The organism is Actinomycetospora sp. 2LY8.5 (assembly GCF_057180585.1).
Map to the genome: position 1 here is coordinate 1 of NZ_JBXUHE010000059.1, position 16198 is coordinate 16198.

Annotated in this window: 13 protein-coding genes; 4 read left to right on the top strand and 9 right to left on the bottom strand. The window is 74.5% G+C overall.

What is annotated here, in order from left to right; genetic code table 11:
- Window positions 1–512 precede the first annotated feature (512 nt).
- Genes ptsP through dhaK form a run of 3 tightly spaced genes read right to left on the bottom strand, consistent with a single transcriptional unit; the run spans window position 513 to window position 4611 of the window.
- Complete coding sequence (ptsP, locus tag AC2A1K_RS32810; protein ID WP_483900555.1) at window positions 513–2966, bottom strand: phosphoenolpyruvate--protein phosphotransferase; 2454 nt, start codon at window positions 2964–2966, stop codon at window positions 513–515.
- Window positions 2963–3610, bottom strand: a complete 648-nt coding sequence (gene dhaL, locus AC2A1K_RS32815) for a dihydroxyacetone kinase subunit DhaL (protein WP_483900556.1) — start codon at window positions 3608–3610, stop codon at window positions 2963–2965. The genes ptsP and dhaL overlap by 4 nt, the downstream gene beginning before the upstream one ends.
- Complete coding sequence (gene dhaK / locus AC2A1K_RS32820; protein ID WP_483900557.1) at window positions 3610–4611, bottom strand: dihydroxyacetone kinase subunit DhaK; 1002 nt, start codon at window positions 4609–4611, stop codon at window positions 3610–3612. Before dhaK ends, dhaL begins: the two co-directional genes overlap by 1 nt.
- A gap of 190 nt (window positions 4612–4801) precedes the next feature.
- On the opposite strand from dhaK, the gene AC2A1K_RS32825 reads away from it, so the two are divergent.
- Window positions 4802–5392, top strand: coding sequence for an NADPH-dependent FMN reductase (locus AC2A1K_RS32825; protein ID WP_483900558.1), 591 nt, complete (start codon window positions 4802–4804; stop codon window positions 5390–5392).
- 3 nt (window positions 5393–5395) lie between these two features.
- Here the strand turns inward: AC2A1K_RS32825 and AC2A1K_RS32830 are convergent, their stop codons facing one another.
- The 6 genes from AC2A1K_RS32830 to AC2A1K_RS32855 all read right to left on the bottom strand — a co-directional run bounded on the left by AC2A1K_RS32830 (window position 5396) and on the right by AC2A1K_RS32855 (window position 13054).
- The gene (locus AC2A1K_RS32830) at window positions 5396–8638 is read right to left on the bottom strand and encodes an acetyl-CoA carboxylase family protein (protein WP_483900559.1); all 3243 of its coding nucleotides are present in this window, start codon (window positions 8636–8638) and stop codon (window positions 5396–5398) included.
- A gap of 46 nt (window positions 8639–8684) precedes the next feature.
- A complete protein-coding gene (locus AC2A1K_RS32835; protein ID WP_483900560.1) occupies window positions 8685–8852 on the bottom strand; it encodes a hypothetical protein in 168 nt (55 codons plus the stop codon).
- A gap of 106 nt (window positions 8853–8958) precedes the next feature.
- Window positions 8959–10401 carry a dihydrolipoyl dehydrogenase family protein gene (locus tag AC2A1K_RS32840; RefSeq protein ID WP_483900561.1) on the bottom strand — a complete coding sequence of 481 codons (1443 nt, stop codon included), beginning with the start codon at window positions 10399–10401 and terminating at the stop codon, window positions 8959–8961.
- 217 nt (window positions 10402–10618) lie between these two features.
- Window positions 10619–11560 carry an N-acetylmuramoyl-L-alanine amidase family protein gene (locus AC2A1K_RS32845; RefSeq protein ID WP_483900562.1) on the bottom strand — a complete coding sequence of 314 codons (942 nt, stop codon included), beginning with the start codon at window positions 11558–11560 and terminating at the stop codon, window positions 10619–10621.
- Between the two features lie 179 nt (window positions 11561–11739).
- Window positions 11740–12288: a hypothetical protein gene (locus tag AC2A1K_RS32850; protein ID WP_483900563.1), complete on the bottom strand. Its 549-nt coding sequence runs from the start codon at window positions 12286–12288 to the stop codon at window positions 11740–11742.
- Between the two features lie 169 nt (window positions 12289–12457).
- Window positions 12458–13054: a TMEM165/GDT1 family protein gene (locus AC2A1K_RS32855; protein WP_483900564.1), complete on the bottom strand. Its 597-nt coding sequence runs from the start codon at window positions 13052–13054 to the stop codon at window positions 12458–12460.
- Between the two features lie 628 nt (window positions 13055–13682).
- Between AC2A1K_RS32855 and AC2A1K_RS32860 the strand changes: the two genes are divergently transcribed.
- The 3 genes from AC2A1K_RS32860 to AC2A1K_RS32870 all read left to right on the top strand — a co-directional run bounded on the left by AC2A1K_RS32860 (window position 13683) and on the right by AC2A1K_RS32870 (window position 16188).
- The gene (locus AC2A1K_RS32860) at window positions 13683–14798 is read left to right on the top strand and encodes a sodium:calcium antiporter (protein ID WP_483900565.1); all 1116 of its coding nucleotides are present in this window, start codon (window positions 13683–13685) and stop codon (window positions 14796–14798) included.
- 38 nt (window positions 14799–14836) lie between these two features.
- Window positions 14837–15097 (top strand): hypothetical protein, encoded by a 261-nt coding sequence (locus AC2A1K_RS32865; RefSeq protein ID WP_483900566.1) that lies wholly within the window; start codon window positions 14837–14839, stop codon window positions 15095–15097.
- Window positions 15098–15270: 173 nt separating this feature from the next.
- On the top strand, window positions 15271–16188 hold the full coding sequence (locus AC2A1K_RS32870) for a GntR family transcriptional regulator (RefSeq protein WP_483900567.1): 918 nt from the start codon (window positions 15271–15273) through the stop codon (window positions 16186–16188).
- Window positions 16189–16198: the final 10 nt, after the last annotated feature.

Below are 16198 nucleotides of genomic sequence, written 5' to 3' on the forward strand. Positions count from 1 at the left end.
GGGCAGGGCATCGAGACCGGCCACCAGACCGCCCCACCCACCCCGCTCGCTCATGTGTTCGAATCTAGACCCGACCCCCGACAGCCCCGGCCGACCAGCAGCCCCCGACAGCCCACCGCCAGGTCACGGATGGGTAACGATCCGTGCGATCGACGCGGACGAGTCGCGCACCCGGCCGACCGAACGGCTCCGGCGCGACGACCGCGGTGCCGTCCGGCCAGAACGCGACCCACGCCGGCTTGAAGCGAGACGACGCGTCGCCGGGCCACGCCTCCGGGGCAGCCCCGCACTCGATGCTCACGCAGCTCCGCGTGCGGTCGTCCTGGTACGCGAGGAGGCAGCGACACGTGCGCTCGGACCGTGCTCGGCGTCCGTGACGACCAGGCAGTCCTTCGCCGCGCGCACACGACGGAGGGCGAGCTCCGCGAACGCCGCCGGATCTTCGAACGCCCGGCGATGTGCCCACCGGCGATAGAGGATGCCTGCCCGGCGCGGCCCCAGCGATCTGGGCGTCACGCCAGCAGTGCCCGCACGGCCGCCGCGTCGGGGCACGCGAGCGCCGCGGCCGCCAGGTCGCGCGCCGTCGCCAGGTCGACGTCGCGCACCGCCTGCTTGACCGTCGCCACCGACCCCGGCGCGACGCTGAGCTCGCGCACGCCCAGGCCGATCAGCAGCGCGGCGGCGTGCTCGTCGCCGGCCAGCTCGCCGCACACCGCCACGAGCACGTCGTCACCGGCTCCGGAAGCCGTCGCCGCGATCAGCGCGAGCACGCCGGGGTCGAGGGCGTCGGCGAGCGCGGCGACGGCGTCGTTGCCGCGCTCGGCGGCCAGCGTGTACTGGGTGAGGTCGTTGGTGCCGATCGAGAAGAAGTCGACGTCCGGAGCGAAGGCGGCGGACTTGAGCGCCGCCGCCGGCACCTCGACCATGATCCCGACCCGCAGGCCCTCGGGCCGACCCCGGCCGACGTCATCGACCGCGGCGTCGAGGGCGCGGCGGGCGGCGGCGAGCTCGTCGACGTCGGCGACCATCGGGAACATGACGTCGACCGGGTGGGTGTGGGCTACGCGCACGATCGCCTGGAGCTGGTCGGCGAGCAGCGCGGGGCGGGTCAGCGCGAGCCGAAGACCCCGCACCCCGAGGAACGGGTTGGCCTCGGCGGGCATCGGCAGGTACTCGAGGGGCTTGTCGCCGCCCACGTCGAGCGTGCGCAGGGTGATCCTCCGCCCGCCCATGGCCTCGGCGATCGCCCGGTAGGCGGCCTCCTGCTCGTCGACGTCGGGCGCGGAGCGCCGGTCGAGGAAGCCGAACTCCGTGCGCACCAGGCCGGCGAGGTCGGCCCCGACGCCCGCGGTCGCGTCGGCGGCCGAGCCGACGTTGACGCCGACGAGCACGGTGGTCCCGTCGCGGGTGACCGCGGGTTCGTGGGCCCTTCGCGATGCCTCGTCCCGCCGGCGGGCCAGTGCGTCGGCCCGGTCACGGAAGTCGGCGAGGGCCGAGGGGTCGGGGTCGACGACGACTTCGCCGGTGCTCCCGTCGACGGCCAGCACGGCGGCCTCACGAGCCCGGGCGACCAGCGCGCCGCCCACCCCGACGACCGCCGGCACACCCCGCGCCCGCAGCAGGATCGCGGCGTGCGCGGTGGGACTGCTGCCGGCGAGCACCACCGCGGGCGTCCGGCCGGGGTCGAGCACGGCGGCCTCGGCGGGCGTGAGCTCGTCGGCGACGACGATCCCGTCGCCCTCGGCGTTCCCGGAGGAGGCGCCCCCGAGCGCCCGCAGCACCTGGTCGCGCACGTCCCGCACGTCGGCGGCGCGGGCGCGCAGGTACTCGTCGGCGGCGGCCGCCAGCCGAGCTTCGACGTCGTCGAGCACGTCCGCCCAGGCCCGCGCGGCGTCGATGCCGGCGTCGAGGCCGGCGTCGAGGCCGGCGTCGAGGCGGGCTCCGGTGTCCGCGAGGACCTCCGGGTCGTCGAGGAGCAGCAGCTGGGCGTCGAAGATCGCCGCCTCGGCGGCGCCGATCTCGCGGGCCGCCCGGTCGCGGACGGTCTGCAGGTGCGCGCGGACGCTCCCGCGGGCGTGGTCGAGGCGGGCCCGCTGTTCGTCCGGGGTGCCGGGCCGAGGGTCGGGCACGGCGACCGGAGCGGCGCCCGTCGCGCGCACCGGCCCGATCCCGATCCCCGGCGAGGCCGGGACCGGGTGGCCGGTGGTCACCGCGGCGACAGGGGCCGGCACCGGTGACGACGACTCCCCGAAGTCGTCCGCGGCCAGCGCCAGCAGCCGCCGCACGGCCTCGGCCGCGTCGGCGCCGCCCGCCCGGACGGCGATCTCGTGCCCCTGGAGCGCGCCGAGCGTCGCCACCCGCGACAGGCTCGCCCCGGACACCTCCGGCCCGTCGAGGGTGACGTTGCGCAGCCGGACGTCGGCGTCGAGCCCGCGCAACGCACCGACGAGCAGCGCCGCCGGACGTGCGTGCAGCCCGTGCGGCGTGCCGACGGTGAACACGCCGGTCTCCTCGGCCCCGGCCGCGGCCCGATCGGGCTCGGCCGGAGAGGGAGCCGCCGCCCCCAGGTGACCCGACTTCGCCAGCAGCGCGTCGGCCGCCTCGGCGGCGATCTCCGCCGCCGAGGCCCCGCCCGCCGCGCTGACCGCGGCGACGACCAGGCCCTCGACCAGCGGCGCCGGGCACAGCACGACGCGCTCGCGGACGTCGTCGTCGACCAGCTCGAGCGCGAGCTCGGCCGAGAGGACGGCGCTGCCGAGGTCCATCAGCACCACGACGCCGTCGCCCTGGTCGGCGGCGGTGAGCGCCTCGCTGATGGCCACGGCGTCGGTACCGAAGCCCCCGTCGTCGGCCCCGGCGGCGACCTCGACGGCCCCGCCCCCGCCGTGGAGCATCTCCCCGGCCAGGGCGACCGCCGCGTCGGCGAGGGCCCGGCTGTGGGAGACCACGACGATCCCGACCGTCACGCGGCCTCCTGCTCCGCGACGGCGGTGGCCGCCGCGGCGACGAGGAGGGCGGCCGATGTGGCGCCCGGGTCCTGGTGGCCGGCGCTGCGCTCGCCGAGGTAGCTCGCGCGGCCCTTGCGAGCCACGATCGGCGTCGTCGCGTCCCGGCCCTCGTCGGCGGAGGCGGATGCCGCGCGCAGCGCGTCCGCCAGCGACTGCCCGGCGCTCAGGGCGGCGTCCAGCGCGTCCAGGGCCGGCGTGAGGGCGTCGACCATGGTCTTGTCGCCGACCTCGGCCTTGCCACGCGCCACGACGCCCTCGAGCCCCGCCCGCAGGGCCTTCGCGAACGTCTCCGCGTCGAGGGTCGCCGCCCCGCCCGTGGCCGGGGCCATCCGCAGGAAGAGCGTCCCGTAGAGCGGGCCGCTCGCTCCCCCGACCGACTTCACCAGCGTCATGCCGGTCTGCTTGAACAGCGCCGCCGGGTCGCCGGCGGGCGTCGCGGCGAGGCCGTCCACCACCGCGGTCATCCCGCGGTGCATGTTGGCGCCGTGGTCGGCGTCGCCGATGGCGGCGTCGAGGGAGGTCAGGTTCTCCTGCTGGTCGGCCACGGACGCGGCGAACGTTCGCAGCCACTTCTCGAGAGTCTCGACGCCGACATCCGCCATCACATCCCCCAGCGCAGGGCGCTCGTGGCGACCGGGGCGTCCCAGAGCCGGAGCATGTCGTCGTCGAAGCGGGTGATCGACACCAGGCACCCGGCCATGTCCAGGCTGGTGACGTAGGGCCCGACGAGCGTGCGGACCGGGACGATGCCCGCCTTGTCGAGAAGGGCCGCGATCTCGTGGTACATCAGGTACAGCTCGAGCTGCGGAGTGGCGCCCATGCCGTTGACGAACACGAGCACGCCGTCGCCGCCGGTGAAGTCGCGGTCGGCGAGGATCGGCCCGACGAGCATGTCGGCGATGTCGTGGGCGGAGGCGAGCGGGACCCGCCGCCGGCCCGGCTCGCCGTGGATGCCGATCCCGATCTCGATCTCGTCGTCGGGCAGGTCGAAGGTCGGGCTGCCCTTGGCCGGGACGGTGCAGGACGTCAGGGCCATGCCCATGCTGCGGGAGTGGTCGTTGACGCGGCGGGCCAGGTCGGCCAGCTCGGACAGGCTGCGGCCCTGCTCGGCGGCGGCGCCGACGATCTTCTCGACAGCGATCGCGGCGCCGGTCCCGCGACGGCCGGCGGTGAACAGGCTGTCCTCGACCGCGACGTCGTCGTTCATGACCACGGCCTCGACCGTGGTGTCGGTCTCCGCGGCGGCGAGCTCGGCGGCCATGTCGAAGTTCATGACGTCGCCGGTGTAGTTCCACACGAGGTGCAGGACGCCCGCGCCGCCATCGATCTTCTTGGTGGCCTCGGCCATCTGGTCGGGCACGGGCGAGGTGAAGACCTCGCCGGCACAGACCGCGTCGAGCATGCCGGGGCCGATGAACCCGGCGTGCGCAGGCTCGTGGCCGCTGCCCCCGCCGGAGAGCAGCCCGACCTTGCCCGACACCGGCGCGTCGGCGCGGTAGAGGATCCGGTTCTCGTGGTCGACGCGGATCTCGGGGTGCGCACGCTCCACACCGCGCAACGACTCCGCGACGAGGTTGGCCGGGTCGTTGAGAAGCTTCTTCATCGATCGCTCCAGGCTCGGGCAGGGTCAGCCGACCCCGATTCTGTCCCCGAAGTCGTCGAGGTGGGTCGAGAAATGCTCGCGGGCCGTCGTGGATCTGCCGAGCACGAACACCCGAGCTCACCCGGCACGGCGCCGGACAGAGGAGGAAGATGGTTGTACCGACAACCATCGTCTTCGGTGAAGGAGCCCCATGACGCAGGCCGCCCGCCCCCTGCTGCAGATCATCGTCGCGAGCACCCGGCCCGGACGTGTCGGGGAGCCGATCGCGCGCTGGTTCGCCGAGTACGCGCGGGAGCACGGCGCGTTCGACGTCGAGATCGTCGACCTCGCCGAGGTCGACCTGCCCCTGTTCTGCGAGCCCCACCACCCGCGGCTCGCCACCTACACGCTCGACTCGACGAAGGCGTTCAGCGCGACGATCGCCCGCGCGGACGCGTTCGCGATCGTCCACCCCGAGTACAACCACAGCTACAACGCCGCGTTGAAGAACGCCCTCGACCACCTCAACCAGGAGTGGGCCGGCAAGCCCGTCGCCCTCATCGGCTACGGCGGGGTCGCCGCCGGCGCCCGCGCCGCCGAGGCGCTCCTGCCGGTGCTGGTCGCGCTGGGCATGTCGCCGGTGCGGGCCACGGTGCCGATCCCGTTCGCCGCGAAGAACATCTCCGGCGAGGGCGAGGCCCGGACGTTCGACCCGGCTCCGGAGACCGAGGCCGGCGGCAAGGCCGCCCTCGACGGCATCTCGGCCTGGCTCGACGTGCTGGGGCTCAACGGGGCGCGCTGACGGTCACCACGTGTCGACGTTCGGCCGGGTCTTCGCCGGCTGGGGTCCGACCGGGCGCGGCGGGAACGACGAGGTGATCCAGCGGCGGGTGTCGGCGGGGTCGATGACGTCGTCGATCTCGTAGACGCCGGCGACCGCGAGCGCCTTGCCCTTCTCGTACTCGGCGGCGACGTAGCGCTCGAAGAGCCGCTGACGCTCGTGCGGGTCCTCGACGGCGTCGAGCTCCTTGCGGTAGCCGAGGCGCACCGCGCCTTCGAGGCCCATGCCGCCGAACTCGCCGGTCGGCCAGGCCACCGCGAACGCCGGCGCCTTGAGGCTTCCGCCCATCATCGACTGCCCGCCGAGCCCGTAGCACTTGCGCGTCACGACGAGCCCGATCGGCACCGAGAGGTTCCCGCCGACGGAGAACATGCGGCTGAAGTGGCGCACGGTCGCGTGGGTCTCGGACTCGGTGCCGACCATGAAGCCCGGGGTGTCGCACAGCGAGACGACCGGCAGCCCGAAGGCGTCGCAGAGCTGCAGGAACCGGGACGCCTTGTCCGCCGCGTCGTGGTCGATGGCACCGCCGAGGTGGGCGGGGTTGTTGGCGATCAGTCCCATCGGCCGGCCCTCGATGCGCACGAGGACCGTGAGGATCCCGGGAGCGAAGTCGCGGCGCAGCTCCAGCACCGAGCCCACGTCGGCGAGGCCCTCGACGACCGCGCGCACGTCGTAGGCCCGCACCCGGTTCTCGGGAACGACGTGGCGCAGCAACCGCTGGTCGGGCGCCTCCCAGTCGGCCACCGGCCCCTGGAAGTACGACAGGTACCGACGCGCGACGCGGGTCGCCTCCTCCTCGTCGGCGACGAGGACGTCGACGACCCCGTTGGCGACCTGCACGTCCATCGGGCCGACGTCGTCGGGCGCGACGACGCCGAGCCCGCCGCCCTCGATCATCGCGGGGCCGCCCATGCCGAGGCTGGCGCCCTCCACCGCGATGATCACGTCGCAGAGCCCGGCGAGCGCGGCGTTGCCCGCGAAGCAGCGCCCCGCCACGATCGAGACGAGCGGCACCCGCGCCGAGAGCCGCGAGAAGATCTCGAAGGTCGGGACGTCGAGCATCGAGGCCCAGCTGCCGTCGGTGTCACCGGGCCGCCCGCCGCCGCCCTCGGCGAACACGACGAGCGGCCAGCGGCGCTCCGCGGCCATCGCGACCGCGCGGTCCTTCTTGCGGTGGTTGATGAACCCCTGGGTGCCCGCGAGGACGGTGTAGTCGTAGGCGAGCACGACGGCGTTCGCGTTCTCGGCGCCGACGAGGTCCGCGTTGATCGTGGCGGTGCCCGCGAGCATGCCATCGGCGGGCGTGCGCTCGACGAGGTCGTCGAGCGAGCGGCGGGCCCGCTGCGCGGCGATCGCGAGCGCGCCGTACTCGACGAAGCTGTCGGCGTCGCAGAGCTGGGCGAGGTTCTCCCGGGCGGTGCGCAGACCGGCGCGACGGCGCTTCTCGACGGCGTCCGGACGCCGGTGGTCCAGGCCGATCGCGTGGCGCTCGATCACCTCGGCGAGATCCGGGCGGACGTGGTCGGGGTCGACGGCGACCGCGTCCTGTGCGTCGTCGGCGGCGGTCGGGTCGGGGGCCAGGACGAGCAGCGCGTCCCCGGTCGCCACCGTGTCGCCGGCCGCGACCGCGATCGTCCCGACCGTGCCGGACACGGCGGCGGCGACGACGTGCTCCATCTTCATCGCCTCGAGCACGAGCAGCGTCTGCCCGGCCCGGACGACGTCACCCGCGGCGACCTCGACGGAGCGCACGGTGCCCGGGGCGACGGCGTGCACGGCGTCCGCGCCGAGGGCGGCCCGCGGGATCCTCGCCGGCTCGTCGGTCGGAGGCCCGGCGGCGGTGAACCGGTGCGGGCGGGTCGCGGCGAGGATCGCGTCGCGGTGGTCGTCGAGGAAGCCGGTGGTCAGCTCGCCGGCGGCGAAGGCGGGGGTGGCGACGATGCCGGCGAGCACGTCGACGTTCGTGCCGACGCCGGCGATGTTGACCTCGGAAAGCGCGCGGGCCGACTTCGCGGCGACGACGGCGAGGTCGGCGTCGGGATCCCAGACGATCAGCTTCGCGAGCAGCGGGTCGTAGCGCAGGCTCGTCCGGTGGCCGACATAGCCGGCGCCGTCGACACGGACCCCGCGCCCCGAGGGGAGCTCGTAGGCGGTGAGGGTGCCGGCGGTCGGCGTGGTGGTGCCGTCGGGCTCGGTGTGCTCGAGGGTGATGCGCACCTGGATCGCCGTGCCGCGAGGGCTCGGCGGGGCCTCCAGCCCGAGGTCGGCGAGCGTCGCCCCGGCCGCGAGCCGGAACTGGGCGCGCACGAGGTCGACGCCGGTGACCTCCTCGGTGATCGTGTGCTCCACCTGCAGGCGCGGGTTGACCTCGATGAACGCGAAGCGGTCACCGCTGACGAGGAACTCGACCGTGCCGAGGCCCCGGTAGCGCACCGATTCCCCCAGCCGCACCGCGGCCGCGTGCAGCCCCTCCCGCACCGCCGGGTCGAGACCGGGCGCGGGTGCCACCTCGACGACCTTCTGGTGCCGCCGCTGCACCGAGCAGTCGCGCTCGCCGAGCTGGACGACCGCGCCGGTGCCGTCGCCGACGATCTGCACCTCGACGTGGCGGGCCGGGCGCAGCAGCTCCTCGGCGTACACCCGGTCGTCGCCGAACGCCGCGCCCGCCTCGGACGCGCAGCGCGCCAGGGCGTCCGGCAGCGCGTCGAGGTCGGTGACCGGGCGCATCCCGCGGCCGCCGCCGCCCGCGACCGCCTTGATCATCACCGCACCGGTCTTCTCCACCAGCGCCGCCGCCCCGTCACGGTCCGCTGCGGCGAGCACCGGCAGCCCGGCGGCCTCCGCGAGCTCGCGGGCACGGGTCTTGTCGCCGAGGTCGGCCAGCACCTCCGGCGACGGCCCGACGAAGGTGATGCCGTGCTCGGCGCACGCCCGTGCGAACGCCGGACTCTCGGACAGGAAGCCGTAGCCGGGGTGGATCGCTTGCGCGCCGGCCTCCGCGGCGGCGCGCAGGACGTCGTCGACGTCGAGGTAGGCCGGGACGCCGGACCCGGCGAGCGCCACCGCGGCGTCGGCCTTCGCGACGTGCGGGGCGTCCGGCTCGTCGGTGGCGTGGACGGCGATCGACGCGATCCCGAGGTCGGCGGCCGCCCGGGCGATCCGGACGGCGATCTCGCCCCGGTTGGCGATGAGCACACGCGAGAACACGTGATCAGAATCCCAGCACGCCGGGGTTCGGCGCAGGGTCCGCGGATCAGTCCGGGCGGCCGGGGCGGCGGGCGTCGACCTCGTCGATCACGGCGAGCAACCGCGGACGGGCCGTGTACCAGCCGCGGCTGACCCACCACCCCGCGCCGACGGTGCGCCAGACGAGCCCGGCCGGCAGGACGGCGGGCAGGACGGCAAGGCGACGAATCCTCATGCTGACCCCCGAGTATGCAGGTACCGGCGCACTGCCTACCGCTCGGGGACCCGCGACCCGGCGACGGACACTCGCACGGTCGGTGACCGGCGGGTGACGGTTCTCCTCAGAGCCCGGAGGTCTCCAGCAGGCGCAGCCAGACCTCGCTCATCGTCGGGAACGACGGGACCGCGTGCCAGAGCCGCTCGAGCGGGACCTCGCCGACGATCGCGATCGTCGCCGCGTGGACCATCTCCGCGACGTCCTGGCCGACGAAGGTCGCGCCGACGATGACGTTCCGGTCGGTGTCGACGACGATCGAGGCGAACCCGTCGTACCCGTCGGCCTGCAGCGACGCCCCCGCCACGCTCCCGAGCTCGTAGGACACCGCCCGGACGGTCAGCCCGGCGTCGCGGGCCGCGGCCTCGGTGGGCCCGACGGCGCCGACCTGAGGGTCGGTGAAGATCACCTGCGGGACGGCGGTGTGCTCCGCGGTCGCGGCGTGGTGGGAGTACCGGCCGCCCAGCTCGGTGCCCTTCGACCGTGCGACGATCACGTCGCCGCAGATGCGGGCCTGGTACTTGCCCATGTGGGTCAGCTGGGCGCCGGTGCTCGCGTCGCCGACGGCGTAGAGCCAGTCGCCGAGCACGGTCGTCGTGTCGTCCGCGGCGAGGTGCGTGCCCGGCTCGAGCCCGACGGTGTCGACGCCGAGGTCGGACGTGGCGGGCCGGCGTCCGGCGGCGACGAGCAGCTCGGCGCCGCGCACCTCGGTGCCGTCGTCGAGCGTGGCGACGACCTCCCCCCGGGTCGAGCTCCGCTGCGCTGCGTCTCCCGGGTCGCCGTCACGGCGCACCGCCGTCATCGACGTGCCGAGCCGGACGTCGACGCCCTTCGCGACGAGGGCGTCGCGCAGGCGCCGGCCGGCCTCGGGCTCGGTGGCCGGGATCAGCCGCTCGGAGTGCTGGACGAGCGTGACCCGGGCGCCGAGGCCCCGGAACGCCGTCGCCATCTCGACGCCGACCACGCCGCCGCCGAGGATCACCAGCGAGGCGGGGACCTCCTTGGCCTGCGTCGCCTCCTGGTTGGTCCAGGCGTTGACGGTGTCCAGGCCCTCGACCGGCGGGAACACCGGCACCGAGCCCGTCGCGACGACCACCGATCGGGCGGTCACCGAGGTCGTGGTGCCGTCGGCGTGGGCCACCGCGACCGCGCGCTCGCCGGTGAGCCGCCCGTGCCCGCGCAGCAGCGTGATGCCGGCGCCGGAGAGCCAGTCGGCCTGGCCGGAGTCGTCCTCGCCGGCGAACTGGTCGCGCCGCGCGAGCACCTGCTCGGCGTCCACCGTGCCGGTGATCGCCCCTGCCACGCCGGGCATGCGCTGCGTCGCCGCGTACAGGTCGACGGGACGCAGCAGCGCCTTCGACGGGATGCACGCGTAGTACGAGCACTCACCCCCGACGAGGCGGGACTCGACGATCGCGGCCGAGAGGCCCTGCTGGTGGGCACGGTCTGCCACGTTCTCGCCGACCGGACCGGCGCCGATCACCACGACGTCGACCTCGAGGTCGCTCATCCGTCCGTCTCCTCCTCGCACGTGGTCGCGTCGGCTGCATCCTCCGGCCCCCGGGACCGTCGGCGCCAACGGTGCGCGGGCGGGTTCCCCCGAGCGCAGGGGGGCACGCCCCCTGTCGGCCACGGGTCTGCGCCCGGACGCCGATCCTCATGCCGCTCGCCGACCTCGTCACCTCGGAGCCGGCTGACACGCGCTGTCATGATCAGCGCTGTCATGATCAGCGCCGGCGGGCCCCGTCCAGGAACTCCGTGACGCCCGTCGCCACCGCCTCCCCCAGCGCGTCCGTGCCGGCCGGGTCGGCGAGCGCCGCGATGTCGCCGGGGTTGGTCAGGAACAGCGGCTCGACCAGCGCGCCCGGCATGGCGCTGGGCTCGTCGATGTAGCCGGGGATGCGCGGTCCGAGCAGCACGAGGTGCCCGCCGCCGGACTCCGCGCCCGAGGAGTCGTCCGCGATCCCGCGGTCGAGCGGCGTGTGCCCGCCCGCCGTCAGGCGGGTGCGGATCGCCGTCTGCAGCGACTGCGCCAGCGCCCGGTTCTCCGGTGCGAACGAGCGCTCCGGTTCGTAGAGGGTCTCGGTGCCGCCGACCTGGGCGTCGTCGAAGGAGTTGAAGTGCACCGACACCAGGGCGTCGGCCCGGGCCTCGTTGGCGCAGCGCACGCGACCGAGCAGATCGCGCTGGCTCGCGTCGGTCGTCAGCGCCCCGTCCTGCACCGCGCCCCGGGCGAGCGGGGTGCCGAGCGCCTCGGTGCTGCGGGTCAGCACGACGGTCGTCCCCCGCGTGCGCAGGCGCTCGGCGGCCGCCCGGGCGACGGCCAGCGTGAGATCGGCTTCCCGGCGCACCGTCCCGTCGCCGGCCATCCCCTCGCTGCCCGGGTCGGGGCCGCCGTGCCCCGCGTCGAGGACGACGGTCGACGCGGGGCCGGGGCCGCTCGCGGGCAGCGCGACGCAGCCGCCGGGCGGGAACGTCGCCGGGTCGACGGCGACAGGACCAGGGGCAGGGGCGGCCGTGGCACCACCGCCCGGCCCGCTCGGGGTGGACGTCTCCTGCGACGCGAGCCCGAGCACGAGCGAGGCGACCGCCAGCAGCAGCACGATGGCGGCCTCGAGCGCTCGGCGCGGGCCCTTGCGGCTCGGCCGTGCGGCGGCGTGTTGTCCCACCGGATCACACCCCGCCGGGCCGTGGGGCGACGAGGAGGTCAGAGGGCACGGGGGAACTCCGTCCGTCGGGGAGCGGGGGCGCGCCGGAGGCGGGGCCGTCGGACGGTGCGCGCCGGGGTGAGGGTGCGGGCGTGACGGGTGCGGGCGTGACGGGTGCGGGCGTGACGGGTGCGGCGGCGTCAGACCGCGAGCGGGGGGCCGCGCCGCCGCGCGTACTGGTGCCCGGGACCGGGCTTGGGCCGCGCCGGGGCGACCGGCGGCGCCGTGACCCCGGGCTCCCGGGGCGGGAGCCCGGGCACGGGGGTGAGGACAGCGCAGCCGGCGCTCGCGGCCGCCGCGACGGCCGCGAGCAGCGACTCCGCGACACCGACCAGGGCGACGAGCGCCATCGCGACCACGACGTGGCCGAGCGAGGTGGCGCTGTCGGCGTCGAGGTGGTGCAGGCTGCCCTCGTCGGCGCCCGGTCGGCCGACCACCCCGGCGGCATGGGCGACGGGCTGGGCCACGACCGACGCGCTGAGCAGCGCGAACAGCACGCGGTGCCGACCGGCGAGGCGCACGCGCGCGAGCCCGAGGGCGACCGTGACGGCGCCGAGCGCCGCGACGTGAGCGGCGTGGTTGCCGGCGAGGAGATCGGCGGCCACGGCGACCACGGTGGTGAGCGCGGCCGCGAGGCAGAGCGCCACGGACAGGCGGGCCGGTACGCCGGGCCGTGTCCGATCGCTCACGGGCGGTGAGGTTAGGGCCACCCCGTCGCCGTCCCGAGCCGGCCTGAGAGCACCCGGCCGTCGGGTGCGACCGGCGGTGCGCCGCGCACGGCGAACGACCGGCGGGACCGGCTGGATACACCGCGACGGCCCAGCGGACTGCTCCGAGAAGCGCAGCGGGTTCTCAGGGTCAGGCCCCGACGAACGCTTCCACCGCCAGCCAAGCGCCGAAGACGAAGAACAGTACGGCCGCGCCGATCCGGATCGCCTTCTCGGGCAGGTTCCGCCCGAGCCAGCGGCCCACGACGATCGCGAGGGCGTCCGCGGCGACCATGCCGATCGTCGAGCCGAGCCAGACGCCCGTGACGCCGCCGGTGCCCGGGTACTGCGTGGCCAGGGTGATCGTCGCGAGCATGGTCTTGTCGCCGAGCTCGGCGAGGAAGAAGGCGACGCCGACGGCGATGAACGCCGAGCGCGTGGTGGCGCTGCTCTTGTTCTTCTCGTCGTCGGTGAGCGTGTCCCCGCGCAGCGTCCAGAGCCCGAACACGACGAAGGCGACGGCGGCGGCCAGCGCGATCCAGAACGTCGGCAGCGTCGCCCCGAGCAGGTACCCGACGCCCACCGAGATCGCGTGCGTCACGGCCGTCGCAGCGGTGATACCGAGCAACACGGGGAGCGCACGGAATCGCGTGGCGAACGTCAGCGCCATCAGCTGGGACTTGTCACCCAGTTCCGCGACGAAGATGACGGCGAAACTGACGGCGGTAGCGGCGAGGAATCCGGTCACGGGGTTCGTGCTCCTCTCGGTCGGCCGGACCGAGGGCGCACGCTCCGGCCCGACCCGCTTCAGAACGGGTCGTCGCCGAAGGTCTCGCCCGCCGCCGGGACCGGCGGCCGCCGCGGCCGGACGCCGGGGCGTCAGTGTGTCGACCGCGATGTTGGGAGCTACTCCCCTTCGCTGCCGACGAATATAGCGAATACACCGCAGCATTTCCAACGCGGGGTGATCGCACTCACGGGATCCTCGAATCCTCGGCCGGCCTTACGAATTGTTTCGGCGTGCCGAACTCTTATTCGGGGAGTGCCGGAAATCGGGGTTCGCCGCGCCTTGCCCGCGGGCGTCCGTCCACCCGGCGCGGTCGCGTCGCGTCGCGGTGTGCCGTTTCGTGGTGCCCGTCCGTGTCGACGTCACCGAAGTGCCGGCGTCGGCGCAGCGCGCGGCCGAGATCCTTCCCGTCCGGGGTCGTCGCAGGTCATCCGGTTCCTGTGCACTCGTCCCCTCCGGGGACGAGGGGTGACCCCGATGCACGAAGTGTGACGCAAGTCAACCCGTTGCTTGCCTGGGTGATCACCCTCACCATCTCCTGCGACGCGATCTCTGACCGACATCGGCGTAGCCCAGGGAGTGGTGTGCCGTGATCCCCATCATCGAGTTCGTCCTGGGCATCGCGGTGCTCGTGTACAGCGCGGAGAAGCTGATCGGCTACCTGGTCGGGGTGGCCAGCCGGTGGGCGGTGTCGCTGTTCCTCATCGCGGTGGTGTTCACCGGGATCGAGTTCGACGACCTGGCGTTCGGGATCGCACTGAACCTCGAGGACCTCAGTGAGGTCGCCCTCGGCACGGTCGTCGGCACGACGATCGCGATGACCGGCATCGTCCTCGCGCTGATGGCGATCGTGGCACCGTGCCCGGTCGACGTGCCGAAGAGCTACCTGGCCCTGTTCGTCGCCGCCCCGGTGATCATGTACCTGCTGGCGCTGACCGGGACGCTGGGCACCGGCATCGGGATCCTGCTCGTCCTGCTGTTCGTGGCGTTCGTCGGCTGGATCGGCTACCGCGAGTACTCCGCACGTCGCCCGGTGTTCCGCAACGCCGAGCTCTACGAGCAGCTCGAGAAGGCCGGCGTCGGCGCCGGCGGCGGGACGGCCACCGCCACGCTGACCCGCGAGGGTGACGACGGCGGCGACACGGGCACGCGTGACGACGGCAAGCGCCCCCACGGCTTCGACCTGCCGCCCGACCTGCGCGTCGACCAGGGCTTCCTGAAGGCTCGCGCGACCTCCCCGACCGGCACCATCATCCTGGCGATCATCTCCCTGATCGGCCTCGTGGTCGGTGCCCTGATCGCCGGGCAGGGCACCGAGGGCATCCTCGAGAACTTCGAGATCGAGGGCACGGTCTTCGGTGTCACCATCGCGACCCTGGCGCTGACCCTCGAGGACATCTTCCTGAGCGTCGAGCCCTCCCGGCGCGGGGCCCCGGAGATCGGCATCGCCAACGTCATCGGCAGCGTCGTGTTCTCGGTGACCGGCAAGCTCGGCATCATCCTGCTGGTCGGCGGCGCCATCCTCGTCGACGACGACACCCTGGCCTGGCACATGCCGGTCCTGCTGGCCTTCACGATCCTGTCGGCGATCTTCCTGGCCACCGGGAAGCTGCGCCGCTGGCACGGCATCGTCCTGCTCGTGGCGTACGTCGCCTACTTCGTCACCAGCCTCGTCGTGTTCGGCGAGGTCCCGGTGGACGACTGACCCGCTCCGACCCCGCGCAGCCAGAGAGGACGACGACAGTGACGAAGGATCGAATCGGAGCGGGCCTCGCGGTTCTCGCCGCGATCATCGGACTGGTGCTGGTGTTCCAGTTCCCCCAGGCCGAGGGCGGCGACGACGATGACGACGGCCCCGAGACCAGCCAGGTGGTCCCGGCCGCGCCGGCCCCCGGACAGCCCGCCCCCGCACCCGGACAGGTCGAGCAGCCGGCGCCGCAGCAGCCGGCCCCCGCGGACACCGACGGCGATGACGGTGATGGCGGTGATGACGACGACGGCTGAGGTCTAGCCGAGGCTCGGTCGTTCCGACCGAAGGGCACCTTCGGTCGGATGGACGGGCGAGGGGTGCCCTTCGCCGGAACGTCGGCGGCTTCGGCACCACCGGCAGCGCCCTCGCCACCGGCACCGGCACCGGCACCTCGAACGTGGCCCATCACCATGGCACGCTGAGCGCCGTGCCCGACCTGAGCCTCGACGCCACGTCGGACACCCCCGCGTACCGGCAGATCGTCGAGCAGATCCGCTCGCTGGCCGAGGGCGGCGGGCTGCCCGCCGGCGAGCGGCTCCCCACCGTGCGCCGTCTCGCCGACAGCCTCGGGATCAACCGCAACACCGTGTCCCGCGCCTACGCGACGCTGCGCGAGCTCGGCGTGATCGAGACCCGGGCCGGCGGCGGAACGGCGGTCGCGACGCCACCGCCGGCCCGGGAGCCCGACACCACCGGCAGCGCCCTCGCCGCCGCCGTCCGCGACGCCGTGCGCTCCGGCCTGTCCCCCGACGAGATCCGCGACCTCGCCTTCGACCTCGCCCGGCGCGCCGCCACCGACGTCCGCGCGGTGTTCGTCGAGTGCAACCCCGAGCGCGCGCAGGCCTTCGCCGCCGAGCTGAGCGAACGCCTGCACACCGAGGTCAGCCCGAGCCTGCTCGACGAGCTCGACACGACGGCCGCCGACGCCGACCTCGTCGTCACCACGTTCTTCCACCTCGCCGAGGTCCGGCGCTGGGCCCTCCGCGCGCACCGCGAGGTCGAGACGGTCGCGGTCGTGGTCGCACCGCACATCCGGACCCTGACGCGGGTCGCCGACCTGGCCGAGGGCGCGCGGGTCGGCGTGCGGTACTCGACGGCGCACCAGGCCGAGCAGGTGCGGGACTGGTTCGTCGCGGCGGGGATCGCCGACGTCGTCGTCGTGCCCCGCGACGGGGACGTCCCGCGCGATCTCGCCGTGCTCGTCGTCCCGAGCGAGGAACCCGCGCTCGGGACCGGCGCGGGGCCGGACACGACGGTCGTCGAGTTCGGCAACGTCCTCGACGAGGGCTCGATCCGGATGGTCGTCGAGGTCGTGGGGGAGATGGGCGACCGGACGCGCGCTTGACCTAGGACAA

Excerpts from the sequence above, each read along its gene's own strand:
- dhaL (WP_483900556.1), bottom strand. The coding sequence starts at position 3,610 with ATGGCGGATGTCGGCGTCGAGACTCTCGAGAAGTGGCTGCGAACGTTC.
- dhaK (WP_483900557.1), bottom strand. The coding sequence starts at position 4,611 with ATGAAGAAGCTTCTCAACGACCCGGCCAACCTCGTCGCGGAGTCGTTG.
- AC2A1K_RS32825 (WP_483900558.1), top strand. The coding sequence starts at position 4,802 with ATGACGCAGGCCGCCCGCCCCCTGCTGCAGATCATCGTCGCGAGCACC.
- AC2A1K_RS32835 (WP_483900560.1), bottom strand. The coding sequence starts at position 8,852 with ATGAGGATTCGTCGCCTTGCCGTCCTGCCCGCCGTCCTGCCGGCCGGG.
- AC2A1K_RS32840 (WP_483900561.1), bottom strand. The coding sequence starts at position 10,401 with ATGAGCGACCTCGAGGTCGACGTCGTGGTGATCGGCGCCGGTCCGGTC.